Source organism: Nocardia sp. NBC_01388, from assembly GCF_045040085.1.
Lineage (GTDB): Bacteria > Actinomycetota > Actinomycetes > Mycobacteriales > Mycobacteriaceae > Nocardia.
Map to the genome: position 1 here is coordinate 6661261 of NZ_CP109553.1, position 18992 is coordinate 6680252.

Annotated in this window: 15 protein-coding genes; 6 read left to right on the plus strand and 9 right to left on the minus strand. The window is 67.3% G+C overall.

Annotated elements, in window-relative coordinates:
• Positions 1-171: 171 nt before the first annotated feature.
• Positions 172-2127, minus strand: a complete 1956-nt coding sequence (locus OG716_RS31990) for an acyl-CoA dehydrogenase family protein (RefSeq protein WP_405134188.1) — start codon at positions 2125-2127, stop codon at positions 172-174.
• 149 nt (positions 2128-2276) lie between these two features.
• A complete protein-coding gene (locus OG716_RS31995) occupies positions 2277-3461 on the minus strand; it encodes an AAA family ATPase (protein WP_327142863.1) in 1185 nt (394 codons plus the stop codon).
• Between the two features lie 270 nt (positions 3462-3731).
• On the opposite strand from OG716_RS31995, the gene OG716_RS32000 reads away from it, so the two are divergent.
• From OG716_RS32000 to OG716_RS32010, 3 genes are all read left to right on the plus strand, one after another.
• Entirely contained in the window at positions 3732-3983 is a 252-nt protein-coding gene (locus tag OG716_RS32000) for a hypothetical protein (protein ID WP_327142862.1), read from the plus strand.
• 372 nt (positions 3984-4355) lie between these two features.
• Positions 4356-4952 (plus strand): NlpC/P60 family protein, encoded by a 597-nt coding sequence (locus OG716_RS32005; protein WP_327142861.1) that lies wholly within the window; start codon positions 4356-4358, stop codon positions 4950-4952.
• Between the two features lie 16 nt (positions 4953-4968).
• On the plus strand, positions 4969-5361 hold the full coding sequence (locus OG716_RS32010) for an RNA-binding S4 domain-containing protein (protein ID WP_405134189.1): 393 nt from the start codon (positions 4969-4971) through the stop codon (positions 5359-5361).
• On the opposite strand, the gene OG716_RS32015 is transcribed toward OG716_RS32010, so the two are convergent.
• From OG716_RS32015 to OG716_RS32025, 3 genes are read right to left on the minus strand one after another with little or no spacing between them, the layout of a single operon-like run.
• Positions 5358-6551, minus strand: a complete 1194-nt coding sequence (locus tag OG716_RS32015; protein ID WP_405140050.1) for a cation:proton antiporter — start codon at positions 6549-6551, stop codon at positions 5358-5360. The genes OG716_RS32010 and OG716_RS32015 overlap by 4 nt on opposite strands.
• A 26-nt stretch (positions 6552-6577) precedes the next feature.
• Positions 6578-6955: a hypothetical protein gene (locus OG716_RS32020; protein ID WP_355125844.1), complete on the minus strand. Its 378-nt coding sequence runs from the start codon at positions 6953-6955 to the stop codon at positions 6578-6580.
• 30 nt (positions 6956-6985) lie between these two features.
• The gene (locus OG716_RS32025) at positions 6986-9727 is read right to left on the minus strand and encodes an acyltransferase domain-containing protein (RefSeq protein WP_405134190.1); all 2742 of its coding nucleotides are present in this window, start codon (positions 9725-9727) and stop codon (positions 6986-6988) included.
• A 119-nt stretch (positions 9728-9846) separates the two neighbouring features.
• Between OG716_RS32025 and OG716_RS32030 the strand changes: the two genes are divergently transcribed.
• On the plus strand, positions 9847-10824 hold the full coding sequence (locus OG716_RS32030) for an MBL fold metallo-hydrolase (RefSeq protein WP_405134191.1): 978 nt from the start codon (positions 9847-9849) through the stop codon (positions 10822-10824).
• Here the strand turns inward: OG716_RS32030 and OG716_RS32035 are convergent.
• Both OG716_RS32035 and OG716_RS32040 read right to left on the minus strand, forming a co-directional pair.
• Positions 10797-10970 (minus strand): type II toxin-antitoxin system VapB family antitoxin, encoded by a 174-nt coding sequence (locus tag OG716_RS32035; RefSeq protein ID WP_405134192.1) that lies wholly within the window; start codon positions 10968-10970, stop codon positions 10797-10799. The genes OG716_RS32030 and OG716_RS32035 overlap by 28 nt on opposite strands.
• A 232-nt stretch (positions 10971-11202) precedes the next feature.
• Positions 11203-12174 carry an NAD(P)H-dependent flavin oxidoreductase gene (locus tag OG716_RS32040; protein WP_405134193.1) on the minus strand — a complete coding sequence of 324 codons (972 nt, stop codon included), beginning with the start codon at positions 12172-12174 and terminating at the stop codon, positions 11203-11205.
• A 401-nt stretch (positions 12175-12575) separates the two neighbouring features.
• Between OG716_RS32040 and fadD5 the strand changes: the two genes are divergently transcribed.
• Positions 12576-14135: a fatty-acid--CoA ligase FadD5 gene (gene fadD5, locus OG716_RS32045; protein WP_405134194.1), complete on the plus strand. Its 1560-nt coding sequence runs from the start codon at positions 12576-12578 to the stop codon at positions 14133-14135.
• A gap of 73 nt (positions 14136-14208) precedes the next feature.
• On the opposite strand, the gene OG716_RS32050 is transcribed toward fadD5, so the two are convergent.
• Entirely contained in the window at positions 14209-16707 is a 2499-nt protein-coding gene (locus tag OG716_RS32050; RefSeq protein WP_405134195.1) for a YbhN family protein, read from the minus strand.
• Between the two features lie 194 nt (positions 16708-16901).
• On the opposite strand from OG716_RS32050, the gene OG716_RS32055 reads away from it, so the two are divergent.
• Positions 16902-17528, plus strand: a complete 627-nt coding sequence (locus OG716_RS32055) for a GDSL-type esterase/lipase family protein (protein WP_405134196.1) — start codon at positions 16902-16904, stop codon at positions 17526-17528.
• Here the strand turns inward: OG716_RS32055 and OG716_RS32060 are convergent.
• Positions 17505-18968, minus strand: coding sequence for a threonine/serine exporter ThrE family protein (locus tag OG716_RS32060; protein WP_405134197.1), 1464 nt, complete (start codon positions 18966-18968; stop codon positions 17505-17507). The two genes, OG716_RS32055 and OG716_RS32060, sit on opposite strands and share 24 nt — an antisense overlap.
• Positions 18969-18992 lie beyond the last annotated feature (24 nt).

An 18992-nucleotide genomic window follows, 5' to 3' on the forward strand; every position in this document is an offset into this window, starting at 1 on the left:
CAAGTTGTCCAACTGACGCAGGTGATCGACATCAATCGGTCTATCTACAGATCTCTAGCGATACTGCTAGATAGCTGTAGATAAGTATGCGAAGTCGCCGACAGCAATCTGCCCCTGTCTAGATGAATAGCTAGACAGGGGCAGATTCACCTCGACGGCGAACCGGCGCGACTACGTGGCCGCCGACGCCTTGGTCGACGGCAGGAAGGTGCGCAGTAGGTTCTGCTCGGTCGAGGGTCCGAACTGCCATTCGGAGATCCACGGCCCCGTGCCTTCGCTCGGATCGAGCGCACCACCCTCCAGCCAGCGGTAGCGGCCGTCGAGAATGCCGCGACTGACGTCGGTATCGGCGTCATCGGTGTTGTCCCACAGGGCATCGAACAACTGCTGCACCCGGATGCGGGACTGCCGGCAGAACACATCGGCCAGCTCCTCGGCGGCCACGCCGTCGGGATCGCCTGCCACGCGCAGGGATTGGGCCTTCACGCAGGCCGCTGCCATGGCGAACAGCTCCGCGCCGATATCGACGATGCGGCCAAGGAAACCCTGCTTGTATTCGAGTCTCGCCTGCCAGCGCGCCATTCCGTACATCAGCGCCCGCGCCTGCTTGCGCGACATCCGCTCCACGAACCTCATATGCCTTGCGAGCGGGCCGAATTCGCCGAAGCCCGTCGGCGCGGTGCCGCTGCCCACGGTGAGCTGCGGGAACCACTTGGCATAGAACCCACCGGCGCCGACCGCCGCCTTGGCCTTGTCCTTGAGTTCGGCATTGCGATCGACCAGCGCCCCGGCCGCCGCCATATGCGCATCGGCCATCTCGCGTGCGACGAGCAGCCGCATGATCTCGCTGGAGCCCTCGAAGATGCGGTTGATGCGCAGATCGCGCACGAGTTGCTCGGCGCCCACGGCACGTTCGCCGCGCGCGGCCAGTGAGGCGGCGGTCTCGTAACCGCGCCCGCCGCGGATCTGCACCAGCTCGTCCGCGATCTGACAGGCCATCTCGGAGGCCCACAACTTGGCAAGCGCCGCCTCGATGCGAATATCGTTGCGGTTCTCGTCGCACATGGTGGCCGACAGGTCCAGCACGGCTTCCAGCGCGAAAGTCGTTGCGGCGATGAAGGACAGCTTGGACGCCACCGCCCCGTGCTCACCGACCGGACGGCCCCACTGCACGCGGGTGCCGCTCCACTCCCGTGCGATCTTGAGCGACCACTTGGCCGCCGCCGTGCACATGGCCGGAATCGCGAGCCGGCCCGCGTTCAAGGTGGTGAGCGCGATCTTGAGCCCGTCGCCCTCGCGCCCGACCAGATTCCGTCTGGGCACCCGCACGTTGTACATGCGGGTGACGCCGTTCTCGATGCCGCGCAGGCCCATGAACGAATTGCGGCGCTCCACAGTGATACCCGGGCTGTCCGCCTCCACGATGAAGGCGGAGATGCCGCCGCGATGGCCTTCGCTCTTGGGCACCCGCGCCATCACCACGAGCAGTTCGGCGACCACGCCATTGGTGGTCCACAGCTTCACGCCGTTGATCTCGTACGCCTCCCCGTCCTCGGTGGGGGTGGCGGTCGAGGCCATGCGCGCCGGATCGGAACCCACATCGGGTTCGGTGAGCAGGAAGGCGCTCACCGCGCCTTTGGCGCAGCGCGGCAGGAACTCTCGCTTCTGCTCCGGGGTGCCCGCGAGCTTGAGCGGTTCGGGGACGCCGATGGACTGGTGCGCCGAGAGCAGTACGCCGAGGCTGGCGTGCGCCGAGCCGACCAGCATGAGCGCGCGGTTGTAACCGACCTGGGTGAGGCCGACGCCGCCGTACTCCTCCGGAATTTTGAGGCCGAAGCAGCCGAGTTCGGCCAGCCCGCGCACATATTCGTCCGGAATGCGGCCCTCGGCCTCGATGCGCTGGCCGTCGATGGTCTCGCAGAAGGCATGCAGCCGCGTCAGATAGGCGTCCATCTTGGCCTGATCCGCCGCGCCGGGCTGCGGGAACGGATGGATGAGGTCCAGGCGGAAGCGGCCGAGGAACATCTCCTTCGCGAAGGAGGGTTTGGCCCAGGTGGTTTCGCGAGACTCTTCGACGAGTGCCCGGGCCTGTTCTTCGGTGGCATCGACTTTCGCGGTAGTCGCCATGTGGTCCTCCTCGGACGTGATGGGAATCACATTCGAGTGTAGGAGCCTTTGTTACCCACCGGTAGTCATTGGCAAAGATCGAAACCGCTTGTCAGACAATGATCTTGGTTGGACAGTTGATGTCTCGCTACTGCACGCGTCCGCGATTTCTACTGGACGCCTCGGAGATATCGGCCGAAATGCGGCACCGTGAAACCGATCGTGCCGCGCTCGGCGGAGTAGATCAGGCCCTTCTTGATGAGGCCGTCGCGAGCAGGGGAGAGCGAGGCCGGTTTGCGGTCGAGCTCCCGGGCGACGGCGGCCGTGGAGACCGGTCCGTCGTCTCCGGCCAGATCCGCCATGGCGCGCATGTACTCCCGCTCCGCCGGGGTTGCCCGCTCGTACCGGGAGCCGAAGAATCCGACCGCCAGCTCCTCCTCGGCGGTGGGGGCGGCCACGTCCACATCCTCCTCGGTGATCGGGCTCTGGGTGGCCGCGTCCCAGGTGGCCTTGCCGTAGGCCTGGACGAAGTACGGATAGCCGTCGGCCTTGTCGTAGAGCGCGTCCAGGGCGGCCTCGGTGTACTTCACATCCTCGCGCCCGGCCGGGGCTATGAGGGCCTGGTCGGCGGATTCCCGATCGAGGCGATCGATGCGGTGATACGAGAACAGTCGTTCCGAATACGATTTGGAGGCCGACAGCACGGCCGGCAGATGCGGCAGCCCCGCGCCGACCACGATCAAAGGCGCGGCGTCCTGGCTCAATTCGTGGCAGGCCCCGCAGATGGCCGATATGTCCGCCGGGCCCAGATCCTGCAACTCGTCGATGAACAGCGCGATGCCCACACCGGCGTCGCGGGCGAGTTGCGCGGCCTCCATCAACAGCTCGACAAGATCGATCTCGATATCGCCGGAGTCGGCCCGCCCGGTCACCGCGGGCACATCGATACCCGGATTCCAGCGCTCCCGCATGCCCTTGTCGGCGGTGGAGCGCAGCGCGAAAGCCTTGAGAATGCCGAGGAAATCGTCCACCTGATCCGGATTGCGATGTGCCACAGCGATCGAGCGCACCGCCATGTGCAGCGCCGAGGAGAGCGGCCGGCGCAGCTCCTGATCGGGGCGTGCCTCGAGTTTGCCGGTACCCCAGCCGCGCGTGCGCGCCGCCGAGCGAAGTTGATTGAGCAGCACGGTCTTCCCGACGCCGCGTAAACCGGTGAGCATGACGCTGCGTTCCGGGCGGGCGCGGGCAATGCGCTCCAGCACGATGTCGAAGGCGTCCAGCTGCCGATCGCGGCCCGCGAGTTCGGGCGGCCGCTGGCCGGCGCCAGGGGCGTACGGGTTTCTTACCGGGTCCACGCGACGACGGTAGCTCTGTCCGATTGCCTCCGCTGCGCTGCGGCGGGGTCGTGGCCCTGTTACCCGGGTCTTCCCTCCTCCGCTTCGCTCCCCCGCTCCGTCGGTCCAGACCCGGGCGGGCCGCGACCTTGGGGCGGATGTAGTCCGGGGTTCGTTCGGCGTGGGATCGGGCGGGCCCACGACCATTGGGCTGGTGTGCATTTCGGGCGTGTGCGGGCGGGGGTCTCTACGCTTATGACTGGTTCGCTGATGCCCAGGGCAGGAGGGTTCATGTCGGAGGAAGCCCCGTCCACCGTCTCCGAGGTGGTCGAGTCCTGGAACGTACCCGCCGAGGCGGTGGTGGCGGCACGTATTCGCAACAACATTCTGGTGGCCATCGAACGCGGTTACGACGATCCGCAGTTGGTCGCGGACCTCGCGGTCGGGCCGCTGGTAATGGCGCTGGGGCAGTTGGAGGTCGAGCTCGCCGACGCGCGGCGGCGCATCGAGGACCTCGAGCGCACGATCGAGGCGCGCGGTTGAGAGAGCCCGGCAGATCATCCGGCTTGCAGTTCGGTAACGCTGATGTCGATCAGGTATATCGAGTCGTGATCCATTTTCAGGTACGCGATTTCGCGTGTCCGCCGGGCGTTTTGCGGTGCGTCGCGACACGCGCCGCGTGTGGGGTGGACAACAGGCGCTGGCCATCGTAATCTCTTCGTGACTTAGCGGAGTCTGTCGCTTCATCGGAGAGGCGGCCCGCGACGTTACCGGCTAGACGATGTCGAGCAACATATTCGTCCTCGAATCGGGATGCAGCACAAGATCGGAGATGCGAGCTCGGTGGGTAGACATAGTTTGCAGCGGGAATCTCGGGTACCGAATTCCGTGAAGGGCGCCATTGTGATGGGCGCCATGGCAGCAACGACAACCGGCGCGTTCCCGGCGATCACCGCCTCGGCCGCCACCATTGACGTCCCCGGTATCGGGAACTTCGATGTGCCGGACAATTTTGCACCGCAGGTTCAGCAGTTCAACCAGGCGGTCAAGGACTTTCAGGCGAACCCGGGCGCTGCCATCCAGCAGCTCGGCGCCAATCCCGCCCCGGGCGCCAATGGCTTCCAGCTGCCGGAGCTGTTCCCGCAGCAGCAGAAGCAGCCGAGCGCCCCGGCTCAGATCGCTCTTCAGGCCGCGCAGTCCAAGGTCGGCGCCCAGTACTCCTGGGGTGCCACCGGCCCGTACAGCTTCGACTGCTCGGGTCTGGTTCAGTGGGCCTACAAGCAGGCCGGAGTCGAGCTGCCGCGCACCAGCTTCGAGCAGTCCAACGTCGGCGCGCCCGTAGCCTTCGAGGACCTGCAGCCCGGCGATATCGTTGTCACCAACGGCGGCGGCCACGTCGGCATGTACGCCGGTGACGGCAAGCTGCTCAATGCAGTGCAGACCGGTACGCCCGTCTCCTACACCACGCTGCGCCCCAATATGGTGGTCACCGCGCGTCGCATCAGCGCGTAAGCCGTATCGTCAACGCGTGACCTCTGCTCTACCGAGCGAACCAGCCCAGGCCCGAGTCGATTCTTGGGTATGGGCTGTTCGTCTTTTCAAGACCCGGTCGGCGGCGGCCACGGCTTGCCGCGCCGGGCATGTGCGGGTGAACGGTGTGCCGGTGAAGGCTGCCCACTCGCTCAAGCACGGTGATGAGATCCGGGTCCGCGTCGGCGGAGTAGAACGCATTGTCATTGTCGAGCGCCTACTCACCAAACGCGTCGGCGCGGCCGTCGCCGCGCTGTGCCTGATCGACAAGAGCCCGCCCCCGCCCGACCCGCTGGTGGTCGCCACCCTGCCGCAGCGCGATCGCGGCACCGGCCGCCCCACCAAACGTGAACGCCGCGAAACGGATCGGCTGCTCGGGCGCGAGCCCTAACCGGCCGGGCTGCTCTTCTGATCGGGCGACCCGTCGCTGTCGCTGTCGGCCGGCTTCGAGTCCGGTGGTCCCGGCTGCGCGATCTGCCGGACCGCCGCACGGTTGGCCGCCACCGCCGTTGCCGCGACCGAGACGAGCGCGCCCAGCATGAGCGCCGCCGGCTCTCCGGGTTTCAGCACGTGCAGTTGGGTGCCCACCGTCACCGCGGCGACCGGCACCCCGATCTGCGCGGCGGCCATGGTGCCGAAGATGATCGGCTGACCGGTGAGCCGCATGGCGATATGGGTCAGCACCGCCGCACCGCCGAGCGCAAGGCCGAGCAGGATCAGCCACGGATGCTGGTCGAACTCACGGAGATTCAGGCGCGCGCCCAGCCAGACGAAGAACATCGGCGTCAGGAATCCGTCGCCGAGTGCGAACAGCTGTTTGGCCACCCGGCGCGGTTCACCGACGGCGGCGACCGCGAGTCCGAGGGCGAAGCCCGCCAGCATGACCGATACGTGCGTGCTGGTGGCCAGGGCGCACAGCGCGAACAGCAAGGCCAGGCTCACCCGCAGCTCCAGCGCGAACTGCCGCTGCTCGGAGATCTTGTGATAGCGCCGCCGGATACCCGAGGCGCTCAGGTACCGGAGCACGAAGTACGCCGCGGCCGCGGCCGCGGAGACCGCCACCGCGCCGATCGCCGCTCGTCCGGCATTGGCGGGATCGATCACCAGTGGCAGTGCGACCACACATGCGGCGTCGGCGATGGCGACCTGAGCGGTCAACTCCAGCACCGGTTTTTGGAAAGGACCCGGCCCGGTCAGTCCTTGCGAATCGAGGATGGGGAGCACCAGCGCGGCCGAGGAAGACGCGATCAGCACCGCGTAGAGCGCTCCGTGTCCGGTATCGAAGATCACGGCCACCGCCTGACCGGCGATCACCGCGAGCAGGCCGACCAGCACGGCGCGCAGCGCACCCTTGCCCAGGGCCGTGCGAATGGTCGCATCGCGCATGGGCACGTGCGTGCCCGCCACGAACATGACCACGGCGAATCCGACATTGGCGAGGAACGTGAAGGTCGGATCGGCCGGGTTCAGTACCCCGAAACCGGTGGTGCCGAACAGGATTCCGGCCAGCAGCTCACCGAGGATGACCGGGAGGTGCCACTGCGAGCGCCAGGCCAGCACCGGCCCGGCCAGCCCGAGCATGATGATGAGTGCGAGAAGTCCGAATGTCACGGTAGCGCAGCGATTTTCACCGGGATCTCGATATTCTCATCGGTGTAGTGAATGGCGCACACCCGGTGATAGCCGTCGGCGATCTGCGTCGGCACGCCCTTCCGGAAGTCACCGCGCACCAGCAGGATAGGGGAGAGGGTCTTGCCCGCCGCGATCTTCGCCAGGTCACGTCGCACATACGGGTTGGACGCGTCCACAAGGTCCAGGCCGGAGGCCCGCAGAATGTCCTTGGCCTTCTTGTGCGCGACCTTCGCGGACCGCAATTCCTCGATGACCGTCTGCACCACATCCGGCGCGCCCAGCAATTCGAGATAGTCGGCTGCTGCCGGATAGTCGTGTTCGTCCGGTTCGTCTTTCCACTTCACCTGCACAATCGGTTCGCCCATCCAGTCATCATGGCCGCATCACCGGCCGGTCGCACCCGACACGCGGGACAGCGGCTGCCAGCCGGAGGTGGAGAACCCGATGGTGAAGTCGGTCGGATCGCTCGCGGTCAGCTCCAGCAGATTCACCGCGGCCGTACGATCGGGTTCCCGGCCCGCGTGCACCACCCCGCGAATCGGCGAACCGCACTCCCGAATATCGTGCAGCGCCGTCGCCAGATCCTTCCGATCGGCCGCATCGCAGCGCATCACCACGATCCAGTCGTCCATGCCGTCCAGCGGCGGCGGCAGTGCGCGCGGCATACGCGTCAGCACCACCACATCGCGCGCACCCGCGTCCAGCAGCCACCGCACCGCCACCGCCCCCGAATTCCCGAGCCCGCCCGAGACCACGTACGTGCCCTCGGCCCGAATCGGCACCTCCGGCGGCTGCACCGCCCCACCGTCGACCGAAAGTTTTCGCCGCCAACGCCTTTGCGGCGGCGGTGCGGTCTGCGGTCCCAGTGCGGTCCAGTCGACGGCCCGCCCGTCGAGATGCAGTCGCGCGATCGTCCGCAGAAAACTCGCGGCCTCATCCGCCCGCGAGGCCACCGAATACGTGGACTCCCGAAATGCCGCCTGCTCCCGCACGATCGCCGCCAGTACCGGATGCGGCCCGACCTCCACCACTGTCGAAAAACCGTCGGCGGCAGCCTGTTCCAGGGCCGCACCCAATTCGACCGGCCCTGCCGCATTCTCGCCCCAGTACAAGGCATCCATGCCTGGGTCGGCCTGCCCGCCGATCACCGCGCCCCGCCGGGTCGTCGAGTAGACGGCGCATTCCGGCCGCCGCGGCGTGATTCCGGCGAGCTCCGTAATCAACTGTGGCGCAACGGCTCGCACCTGGGGTATGTGCGGCACCGCAATCGTTCCGGCGACCGCGCTTTCGGCATTGATGCGCTGCGCGAAGATGGCCCGCCGATGCGCGCGGCGCACCAGCGCATCGATATAACGCGGTTCCCCCGAAACGATGACCGAGCGCGGCCCGTCGATCGCGGCCACCCCGACGGTCGCCCGCATGGGCTCCAGCAGCCGCAGCGCCTCGGCCGGCGTCGCCTCCAAAACCGCTGCCGCACCGTGATCCCCGATCTTCGACAGCAGCCGTCCCCGCGCCACCACGATCCGCGCCGCATCGCCCAGCGATACCGCCCCGCTCACCGCCGCCGCCGCGATCTCACCCACCCCGTGCCCCGCAACAGCATCCGCCCGAACACCCCACGATTCGAGCAACTCGGCCAATGCCACCTGCAGCACGAACAACGCCGGCTGCGCGAAATCCTCCCCCGCCTCCCCGTGCCCGAACCCGGTGCGCGGGGTCCACACTCGCGGCCCACCCGCCTCCGCCACCGCATCGGCCGCCTCCGTCAACGCCCCCGCGAACACCGGATACCGCCCCGCCAACCCCCGCCCCATCCGCGCATGCCCACCCCCACCCGAAAACAGCAGCAGCACCCCACCCTCCCGCCGCTGCTCCGAAACCCCCACCACCGCACCGATTCCGGCAGGCCGTGCTACCGCCGACACCACCGACCCGACAAAGCGCCGCACGACACCGGCGCCCGCCCCGCATGAATTGCCCTGGGCCACTGCGACGCTCGCGTCTGTTCCAGCGGAGCCGCGAGTCGTCGCAAAGGCCGCACCGGGCCGCCGCACCGCGCCTGTCGTTGTGCCGGAGCCGTTCTGCGGCGACGGCTCCCTGCCGGCCGCGAGCGAATTGGCTGTGATGTCCGCCCAGCGGGCTTCCCCTGGGCCGGGTGTGTTGTCGAGTCGAAGGTGTCCCACTTCGGCTGTGCCGGGGTCGGACGGGGCAGGCGTGGTGGCGCGGTAGTTCGCGCTGTACACCGTGCTCGGGCTGATGGCCGCGGCGATGTGCTGGGCGAGGGCGCGGAGTTGGATTGCCGCGTCGGTGGTGTCGTGGGCGAGGAGGGCGGCTCGGACTTCGTCGGGGACGAGTCGGGCTACGGCGGTGGCGAATTCGCGGAGGGTGGGATAGGTGGTGACGATTTGTGCCAAGTCTTGGGCCAGGCTGTGGAGGGCGGCCGGGTCGGGGGCGGAGAGCGGGATGAGTATCGGTGGTTCTTCGCCCCGGAAGGTGGGGGAGTGGGGGGTGGGGTGGTTGCGGAGGGCGATGTGGGCGTCGGTGGCGCCGGATCCGGGGAAACCCAGGCCCGTTCCGGCGATTTCGGCGTAGCTGCGGGTTCCGGTGCGTGCTGCGTCCAGGGTCCGCTGGAGGACCAGGACCGTGCACCTGCCGCTGTCCGGGGGCACGGTGAGGCCTGAAAGGTCCGGCAGCAGTGTCAGATCCGCACCACCGGCGATGACGAACGGGACCGCGTTGTCGGCCAGCAGTCGCACTGCCGTATCGACGGCCACCAGCGGGGAGGCGCGGTCACTGTCCACCGTGAGGCTGGGGCCGTGCAGGTCGAGCGCCCGGGACAGCTGGTGCGCACTATTGGTCGGACCGGCCGCGAATCCCGTTGCGCCGCCGAACACCACGGCGGCGCGGGAGCCGCGAGCCAGGCAGCCGAGGCCGGAATCGTCGAGCGCCTCGACCGCCAGTTCCAGATTCATTCGCCGGCGCGGGTCCATGGCGGCGGCCTCGCGTTCGGTGATCCCGAACCACTCGTGGTCGAAGGCGGTTCCTGTCGCGCGGTACGCGACACCGACGATCGACACCCGGAGAAGGGGTGTGCGATCGGTGGATGCTGCCGTACTCTCCCGCACAGGAAATCCCTCCCGTGTCCGGCGTCGTCCGCGCCGAAGTACCTCCGGCGATTCTGCCAAGATTTCCCCCCGCCCAGAAGAGCTTTCGCGCAGGTAGCTTGTGACATACCGTGACGCGGGTGAGCGAGAACTCTGCAAACGAGGGGCAGCACGCCTCCGTGACCGAGGGTCGCCCCGGCGCCCTGTCCACCCTGGCGCGCTGCTGTGCGGCCGTCGCGGCGACGCCCGGCAGGCTAGTGCGGCCGCGGCAGCCCGATACCGCATTTCTCGCGGGGCTGCATTCGGCGGAGCTGCCACCGGCGCGCAATACCGTGAAGTTCCGGTCGCTGATCCAGGGCCGGATGTCCGCGCCCACCACCATTGTCGCCGAGGGTGTGCGCAGTCTGCGCGAACTGCCCATGGCCATGGGCGCGTTCCTGGTCGAACATCCGCGGGCGCGGTTCCTGGTCGATCCGGCGCTGTGCGCCGATGTGCACCGGCGGGTGCTGCCGGGGCTGCCCTTCCCGGTCGGGCTGCTCGTCTCGCCGGACAAACCGGTGCTCGGGCTGGATGATGCTTTGGCCGCCCGTGATCTCACCGGTGCGCAACTCGACTTTGTTCTGGCCACACATCTGCACTGGGATCATGTCTCCGGTCTGCTGGAACTTCCGGATTCGGTGGAATTGCGAATTCCGGCCATCGAATACGAGTGGGCGATGAGCGGCCCGCAGGCGCCGATCGGTGTCGTGCGCGCGCCATTGCGGAATCGCAGCACCGGCAATATCGAACTGGACGGTCCGCCGGTACTTACTTTTCCGCGCAGCCACGACCTGTTCGGCGACGGCGCGGTCATCCTGGTGGATCTCGCCGGTCATACGCCCGGCAGTATCGGCGTGCTGCTCGCCGTGGACGATGGCACGCGCGTACTGCTGGCCGGTGACGCCGTATGGAACACGTTGCAGATCAAGCTGATTCGGGAGAAAGCTCCCATGCCCGGCCAACTCTTCGATGCCGACCGGGACGATGCCTTCCGCACGATTCAGCGCCTACACGCGCTCCCCGGCGGTATCGAGGTCATCGCCTCCCACGATTACGACGCCGTGGCTGCCCGCGGGTGAAACGGGTGTTCGTAATCCGCCGCTGTCGCATGCGAACTGAAGAAACGCAGTGCTAGGTTCACCGCGTCCTGTTCGGTGTGAACGCCCGAAATCGCCATTACCCGACGCAGGGCGTCGTCATCGAGATAAATTCGAGTGATTGCCATATCGGCACCTCCGCCACACGTCCGTCGTGTCCTTGAAGCATGACGGATCAGCTGCTTCGAGGCACCCGAAACGGAAAGAGCCCCAGGCAAATTTGCCAAGGGCCATACCGCCTCCCCGCCACTTCAGCGCCCGATCAAGAGCGCCGCAAGTCCCATTCGCGTGGTATCGGTGAGGTGCGGACCGGCTTCTGGGGGTACCCCAGAAGCCGGTCCGCACGAAATCTGTTGTCACCTAGACAAGCATGCCCGCCAGGCGCGAGCCGATCAGCGCCTCGGCCTCGGAGACCATGCGGGACACCAGCTCCGCGCAGGTCGGGATGTCGTTGATGAGGCCCTGAACCTGGCCGGCGGACCAGATGCCCGCGTCCAGATCGCCCTCTTCGAACACGCGGCGGCCGCGCGCACCGGCGACCAGATCGCGCACATCCTCGAACTTGCCGCCGGCCTTCTCGATCTCGACGACCTTGCGGCTGATCTCGTTGTCCGCCACGCGAGCGGTGTTGTGCATGGTGCGGAAGATGAGCTGGGTGGCGCGCTCGGAATTGGCGACGATCTGCTCCTTGACCGTCTGGTGGATCGCCGATTCCTGGGTGCACATGAAGCGGGTGCCCATATTGACGCCGTCCGCGCCCAGCGCCAGCGCCGCGACCAGGCCGCGCGCATCGGCGATGCCGCCGGAGGCGATGACCGGGATATCGAGCGCCGCGGTCGCGGCCGGAATCAGGATCAGGCCGGGGACGTCGTCCTCACCGGGATGCCCGGCGCATTCGAAGCCGTCGATGCTGACGCCGTCGACGCCGATCTTCTGAGCCTTCAGGGCGTGCCGGACGCTGGTGCACTTGTGCAGCACCTTGATCCCGGCCGCCTTGTAGTACGGCAGGAAGGGTTCGGGATTGGAGCCGGCGGTCTCGACGATCTTCACGCCGGAATCGATGATCGCCTGCATGTACTCCTGGTACGGCGGCGGATTGATCGACGGCAGGATCGTCACGTTCACGCCGAAGGGCTTGTCGGTGAGTGAGCGCGCCTTCTCGATCTCCTTCAGGAGATCCTCCGGCGTCGGCTGGGTCAGGGCGGTGATGATGCCGAGACCGCCCGCCTCGGAGACCGCGGCGGCGAGCTCGGCGCGGCCGACCCACATCATGCCGCCCTGCACGATCGGGTGCTCGACTCCGAAGGTCTCGGTGAACCTGGTACGCAGCATCGGCGCTGTCCTCTCTAGCCTCTCGCGAACCGCTTGATACTCGCATAGTTGCATATGGCGGTTCAACCCCGATGTGAGTGGGAGTTTGCACTTCTGGCATCGGTTTCATCTCGAACCTGGGGATAACCCGGCGCAGTCTACGCCGCCTCAAAGATCAGTTCACATGCCCTGATCTGCTGATTGAAACGATGACAAAAAAGTGCCGGAACCTTCTCTGTAACCCTTGTCACGCTGAAAAGTTAGTTGGTATTCTCGCGAACGATCAGCCGTCGATGCCGCCGGAACAGCCGGAGCCATCCCATGACGGTGCGAGAGGAGTACCCGACGTGAGCGGTCAGGGCCCGGAGGCGGCAGCCCGCGTAACCACGTAGGGCCTCCGCTCACGTCGAAAGGACTAGAGCATGACCACAGGTTTCCAGCCACTCGACGAGCCCATCCGGTCGCGGCGCAATCACTGGGTCAACCAGATCGCCACGCACGCCACGATGCGACCGGCGAATGTCGCCTTCCGGTTCAAGGGTGTGGACACCACCTGGCTGCGGCTGCACGAGCGCTCGGAGCGGTTCGCCGACGCGCTGGCCCGTCGAGGGGTCGGGTTCGGCGATCGCGTACTTCTTCTCGCCCTGAACTACACCGAGTACCTCGAGGCGGTCATCGGCATCAATGCGCTCGGCGCCATCGCGGTGCCGGTGAACTTCCGGCTGACGCCGCCGGAGGTCGCCTATATCGTGGGCGACTCCGGGGCGAAGGCGATCGTCACCGATACGCTGCTGCAGCCGCTCGCCGCCGCGGTGCAGGCGCAGGCCCCGGACCTGGCGACCTGTGTGGTCATCAACGGCCAGAGCAGCGAGAGTGCCGTCGGTTACGACGATTTCCTCGCCGAGGCGGGCGAACCCCATGCGCCACTGGATATTCCGGAGGACACCCCGGCGCTGATCATGTACACCTCCGGCACCACCGGCACTCCCAAGGGCGCGGTGCTGTCGCATGCGAACCTGAACGCACAGGCGCTGACCTGCATCCGGGCCATGGAGATCACGCCGGAGTCCATCGGCTTCTGCACCTCCCCGCTCTTCCACATCGCCGGATTGGGCAGTCTCACCCCGTATTTCATGCTCGGCGGCAAGACGGTGCTGCATCCCCTGGGCGCGTTCAATGCCACCGAGTACCTGGACGCCATCGAGGCCGAGCAGGCCACCACGGCGTTCTGTGTCCCCGTGCAGTGGCAGCTCATCTGTGAGGAGCCGACCGTCCGGGAGCGCAAGCTGGCCCTGCGCTCCCTCTGCTGGGGTGCTGCCCCCGCGTCGAATACGGTGCTGCAGGCCATGTCCGACTGCTTCCCGGACGCCTTCAGCGTTGCGGTCTTCGGCCAGACCGAAATGTCGCCCATCACCTGCGTTCTCGAAGGCCGGGACGCGCTGACCAAGATCGGCTCGGTCGGTAAGCCCATTCCCACCATCCAGGCCCGCGTGGTCGACGACGAGATGAACGATGTCGAACCCGGCACGGTCGGCGAGATCGTCTACCGCGGCCCGACCATGATGCAGGGCTACTGGAACAAGCCCGAGGCCACCGCGGAAGCCTTCCACGGCGGCTGGTTCCACTCCGGTGACCTGGTCCGGGAGGATCCCGAGGGCTTCATCTACGTGGTCGACCGCAAGAAGGACATGATCATCTCCGGCGGTGAGAACATCTACTGCGCCGAGGTGGAGAACGTCCTGTTCGCCCATCCGAAGATCCACGAGGCCGCGGTCATCGGCCGTGCGCACGAGAAGTGGGGCGAGGTGCCGGTCGCGGTGGTCGCACTCGTCGAGGGCGTCGACGACCTCACCCTCGAGGAACTCACCCCGTTCCTCAATGAATCCCTGGCCCGCTACAAGCACCCCAAGGACCTCGTCATCGTCCCCGAACTCCCCCGCAACGCCAGCGGCAAGGTCCTCAAAGTAGAACTGCGCAAGTAGGACTGGGTCGAGGCGAATCCCCGGGAATGCTCCTGGGGTCCGGGGGGGAAGCCCCGGAGAGTTGGAGAATTCCTCAAATCATGTCGTTGGCGGTGAGCCAGCGCATGATCGGCCAGCCGCAGAACACCGGGAGCCAGCAGGTCAGGACCCGGTAGAGCAGGACGGCGGGAACCGCGATGGTGGCGGGGACGCCGAAGGCCGCCAGACCACCGATGAGGGCCGCTTCGACAGCGCCGACGCCACCGGGTGTCGGCGCGGCGGAGGCGAGCGTGCCACCGATCATGGTGACAATGGTGACCGTCACGAATCCGGTACTGCCGCCGAACGCCTCGATGCTCGCCCACAGCGCCAGCGCCCCGCCGAGAGTTGTTGTCGCGGAACCGCCCACGATCATCAGCAGCCGTGCCGGGCGCCGGGCCAGATCGCCCAGCTGTGCGACGACCTCCTTGAGCTGCGGCCGCACCTCGGTCCGGATCCAGCGCCGCACCGTCGGCACGAACATGGTCACACCGAGCAGACCCAGCAGGGCGCCCGCCACGAAATACAGCACCGTCGCGCTCGGTACGAAGTGCGACAGATTCGTCGAAGCGCCCGCCGCCACACTGAAGAACACCAGCAGCACCAGGTGCACGATGACCTGTACCGTCTGCTGCAGCGCGACCGCCGCGGTGGCACGCACCGCACCGAGCCCGCCCTTCTGCAGGAACCGCACACTCAGCGCCAGACCACCCACACCCGCCGGGGTGGTGGTCGCGGCAAAGGTGTTCGCGATCTGCATGAGCAGCAGCTTGCTGAACTTCACCGCCTCGGAGGCGCACGCCCACAGTGCCATTGCCGCACCGATATAGGTCAGCGCGGACACCGTGAGTCCCAGTGCGGCCCAGGCCCAATTGGCATTGCGCAGTTCGGAGAAGAAGGTCGGCGAGGCGCTGATATACGGGTAGGCCACGTAGACCAGGCCGATGAGCAGCACCAGCTGGATGATCTGATTGCGCGAGAACCGGGTGATTTTCGCGGCCTCGATCTTGTCCTGACCGGTCTGCGACGCCACCTCCTCGCGGGTCGCCTTCATCAGCTCGCCCGCATCGGGCACCGCCTTGCGAACCTGTTCCGGCAGTGCGGTTTTGGTCAAACGCCGGGAGGCATTGAGCACCGGCTGCTTGCCCATGACCGCGAGGGCGGTGCGCACGGCGGGCTCGGTGCCGAACAGCGCCGCGGTGGACAGCAGCAGCTGCGCGATATCGGATTCGAATCGCACCTGATAGGCGCCGAATTCGGAGGCCATGAAACCGCCGAATCGCACCTGCCCCTCGACGATTCGAATATCCTCGGCCCGCAGATCACCGTGCGAGATCTGTGCCTGGTGCAGGGTGTCGAGCGCCTGCCACACCTTGGTGAGCATCGGCTCGCCGTCCTCGGCGACCATGGGCCGCCCGCGAGGAACGGTGTGCGCGTACAGCATCCACTTGCGATCCAGCGCCGCCACCGTGAGCGGCTTATTGCTGCCCAGCCCCAGATCACCGATGGCGATGCCCATGAGTGCCCGGTGCTCCACCGCGCGCCGCATGGAGGCGAACAGGGTCGGATATTCGCTGCTGCGGATGGTGAGCCAGCGGCGCAGTTGCCGTAATGCGCTGCGACTGCGTTGATTCTGCCCGTACAGCTCGACGGTCAGCGTCTGCGCGGGACCGTCGGCGGGCGGGTCGGCCAGTGCGGCAACGGCTTCGCGGGCCTTGGTCTTCGATCTGCTTGCCTTGGTTCTGGATTCGCCGCTCGCCGCGGTCTCCGATTCGTGCGGCGCCGGTTCGACCTGGGTGGTGGCGGCCGACAGCACCAGCGGACCACGCCCGGCGGGCCGCACGACCTTGAACGCCGTCACCCGGAAACCGCGCTGCGCCAGCACTCGCACGGCCGCGTCGAGCGGGACTTCCAAGGCCGGAGTACCGACCACCAGCACGATGACCGCACCCACCAGCCAGCCGACCGCCAAGCCGAGCAGTGCCCGCGCCGGCACCACGAGGCTGACCACCAGATGGATGGGCACAAACGCCAGCAGCAGCGTCCACCACCAGCGTCGCCAGGTCGGCGGCAGCCACGGGCTCGACACCGTCAGCCCGGCCGCCAGCATGGCGATCCAGCGCGGATCGTCGAGGAACTGCGAGAGGAACGTATTGACCTGCTGTGCTTCGGACAGATGCCAGCGCGGCGCGGTGAACCCGGTGCCGGTGATGGAGAACAGCAGGACGGCGATCAGACCCGCGGACAGGAAGCCCGCCAGCAGCTTCCACTGGCGATCCCATACCAACCGGACCAGAATGGCCTGCGGCAGCGCCAGAATCGCGATGCCGTACACGACATAGATCAGATTGGACTGTTCCGGCGTCAGGAATCCGATGATGTCGGAGACCGACCGTTCCAGGGCCTCCCACTGCGGCCGCGTGATGAGCGAGCCGGTAATGACGACAGCGGTCAGTAGCGCGGACAGCACGACGCGCAGAATGTCGCTGGTCCGCCGGATCCGCGGCTGCAGCAGGCTGCCGGAGACGGGTATATCCCGTCCGTCGACTCGCATGTCCTATACGCGCTTTCGGATCGTGGGAACGGCTGTGGTCCCATGGTCGGCTCGGGGTGGGTTGCGGCGGTCGGCCCTTCGGCCGACTTTCCAATCCGCCGGTTACCGTAACCCGTCGCGGGCCGGTCGCGGCACGACGCCGCCGCCGGTCCCCGTCCGGCGTGTCTGTTTTCCCTGCGTGCGAGTATTGACCTGTGGTATCCGATCTCCGTGTCTGCTTTATCGGCGAATCTTTCGTAGCGGGGGTCGGGGACCGGAAATGCTTGGGCTGGGCGGGCCGTCTGGCGGCCCGCGCCGTTGCCGCCGGGCAGCCGCTCACCTATTACAACCTGGGCATTCGCCGCGAGAACAGCACCGAGCTCCGGGCCCGCTGGGAAGCCGAGTGCACGCCGCGACTACCCGCCGGCGCCGACTGCCGGCTGGTGATCTCCACCGGCGTCAACGACAGCCGGTACGAGAACGGCCGTCCGCGCGTCGATCCCGGGGATTCGGTGGACAATCTCGCGGCGATCCTGCGCCGGGCCCGGGAAAACGGCTGGACGACAATGGTGGTCGCACCGCCGCCGAATGTCGACGAGGACCACAACGACCGCCTGCTGGATCTCGACGCCCGCTTCACGGCGCTGTGCGACAGTGCCGGCGTCCTGTATCTGCGTGCGCATCAGCCGTTGCGGGACAATCGGATCTGGATGCGTGAGGTCGCCGCCGTCGACGGCTACCACCCCGACGCACCCGGCTACGACGAATTCGCGGCCCTGCTCGCGCCGCACTGGCTGTTGTGGCTGATCGATCCGGACTCAGGGCTCGCGATGGTTCGCTGAATGCTTCCCGGTATCGGGACCGAGGAACTGCTCCACCATCGGCGAGATCTGCGGCGGCCGCTTGGTGGCCAGACCGGAGCCGACCAGCACCCCCATGGCGATGGCCAGCACCGTGAGGGTGGTGGTGACCAGTACGTGCAGCCCGTTCGCATTGGATTGGGTCACCAGCTCCGACACCCCGGTGAGACCGATGCCGCCGGGCACCAGCATCCAGAAGGCGGGCAGGAACGCTACCTGGGTGGGCGGCGCATTCCGATTGCGCTGCACCAGATATGCGGCGGGCACCGCCACCATGCCGCCCAGGAACGAGCCGAGCAGTCCGCCGCCGATCTGCACCCCGAGCTTCTGCGCGAGGAAGGCCGCGTACAGCACCACCAGTAGCCAGGGCAGCGATTTCGGGGGCGCGCTGGCTCGCCACGAATGTCCGAGGCCGATCAGCAGCACGCCGAGAAACGGTGCCCACCAGCCCAATTGGTGCATGGTCTCCGGGACGAGCGAGGGATTGGGTCCCAGCACCTGCAGGCCGATGAGTACGCCGAAGGCCAGCAGGATCAGTTTGTTCAGGCCGTAGATGGTGCGACTGGCGCCCGCCACCATCGATCCGGTGGCGAGCTCGATGGAACCATTGGTGAGCGTCGCGCCCGGCAGCAGTGAGGAGACGCCCGGCACCAGCAGTTGCTGTGGATTGCCGCCGCCGATCGCATGCGGAAAACCGAAGGCCAGCAGCGTGACCGAGGCGCCGGCGACCACCGGCAGGCCCAGCGACAGCAGCGGCATGCGGTCCGCGAGCATGATCAGCAACTGCACCACCAGGCCGATGACGATATATCCGGGCAGGGCATTGGCCGTCGGATTGAGCATCAGGCCCAGGCCCGTGGTCAGCACCACATTGCCCAGCAGCATGAGCCAGACCGCGGTGGGCGGCGGTGAGTCGAGGATCTTCGCGAGTTCGAGCGTGGCGTGGGCAGGCGGCGGCACGGTGCGCTTGATCTCGTCGATCAGCTTGTAGAGCGCCGCGATCTGATCCAGCCGCAGCGTGTCCCCATTGGCCTCGAGCAGATCGACGGCGGTGCCCCGGGAATCGTGCACGCGCACGAAGATTCCGGTGGGCAGCACGAAGAAGTGCACCTCGTCGGCGTCGTAGCGCCGGGCCATATCGTCGAGAATGCGCTGCACCTGATTGGTGGTCTCGCCGGAGGAGATGAGCGCGACGCCGAGATGCCGCAGCAGATCGAGCAGATCCGCGGAGACGGGCGGCTCCACGGGCTGGGGCGCGTCCTCGGCGGCCAGATCGAGGGGGCTGGCGCTGACGCGGCGCAGCCAGCGGTCCATGGATCCGGCGGCACGGCGGGTCGCTCCGTAGAGGCGGCCGCTCATCGGGCGCGGGGCCGGGGCGAGCCGGTGCTGCGGTTGATGGTGTTCGGGTTCGGTCGGGTTCACGCGCCTCCTGCCTCGCTCGGTGGC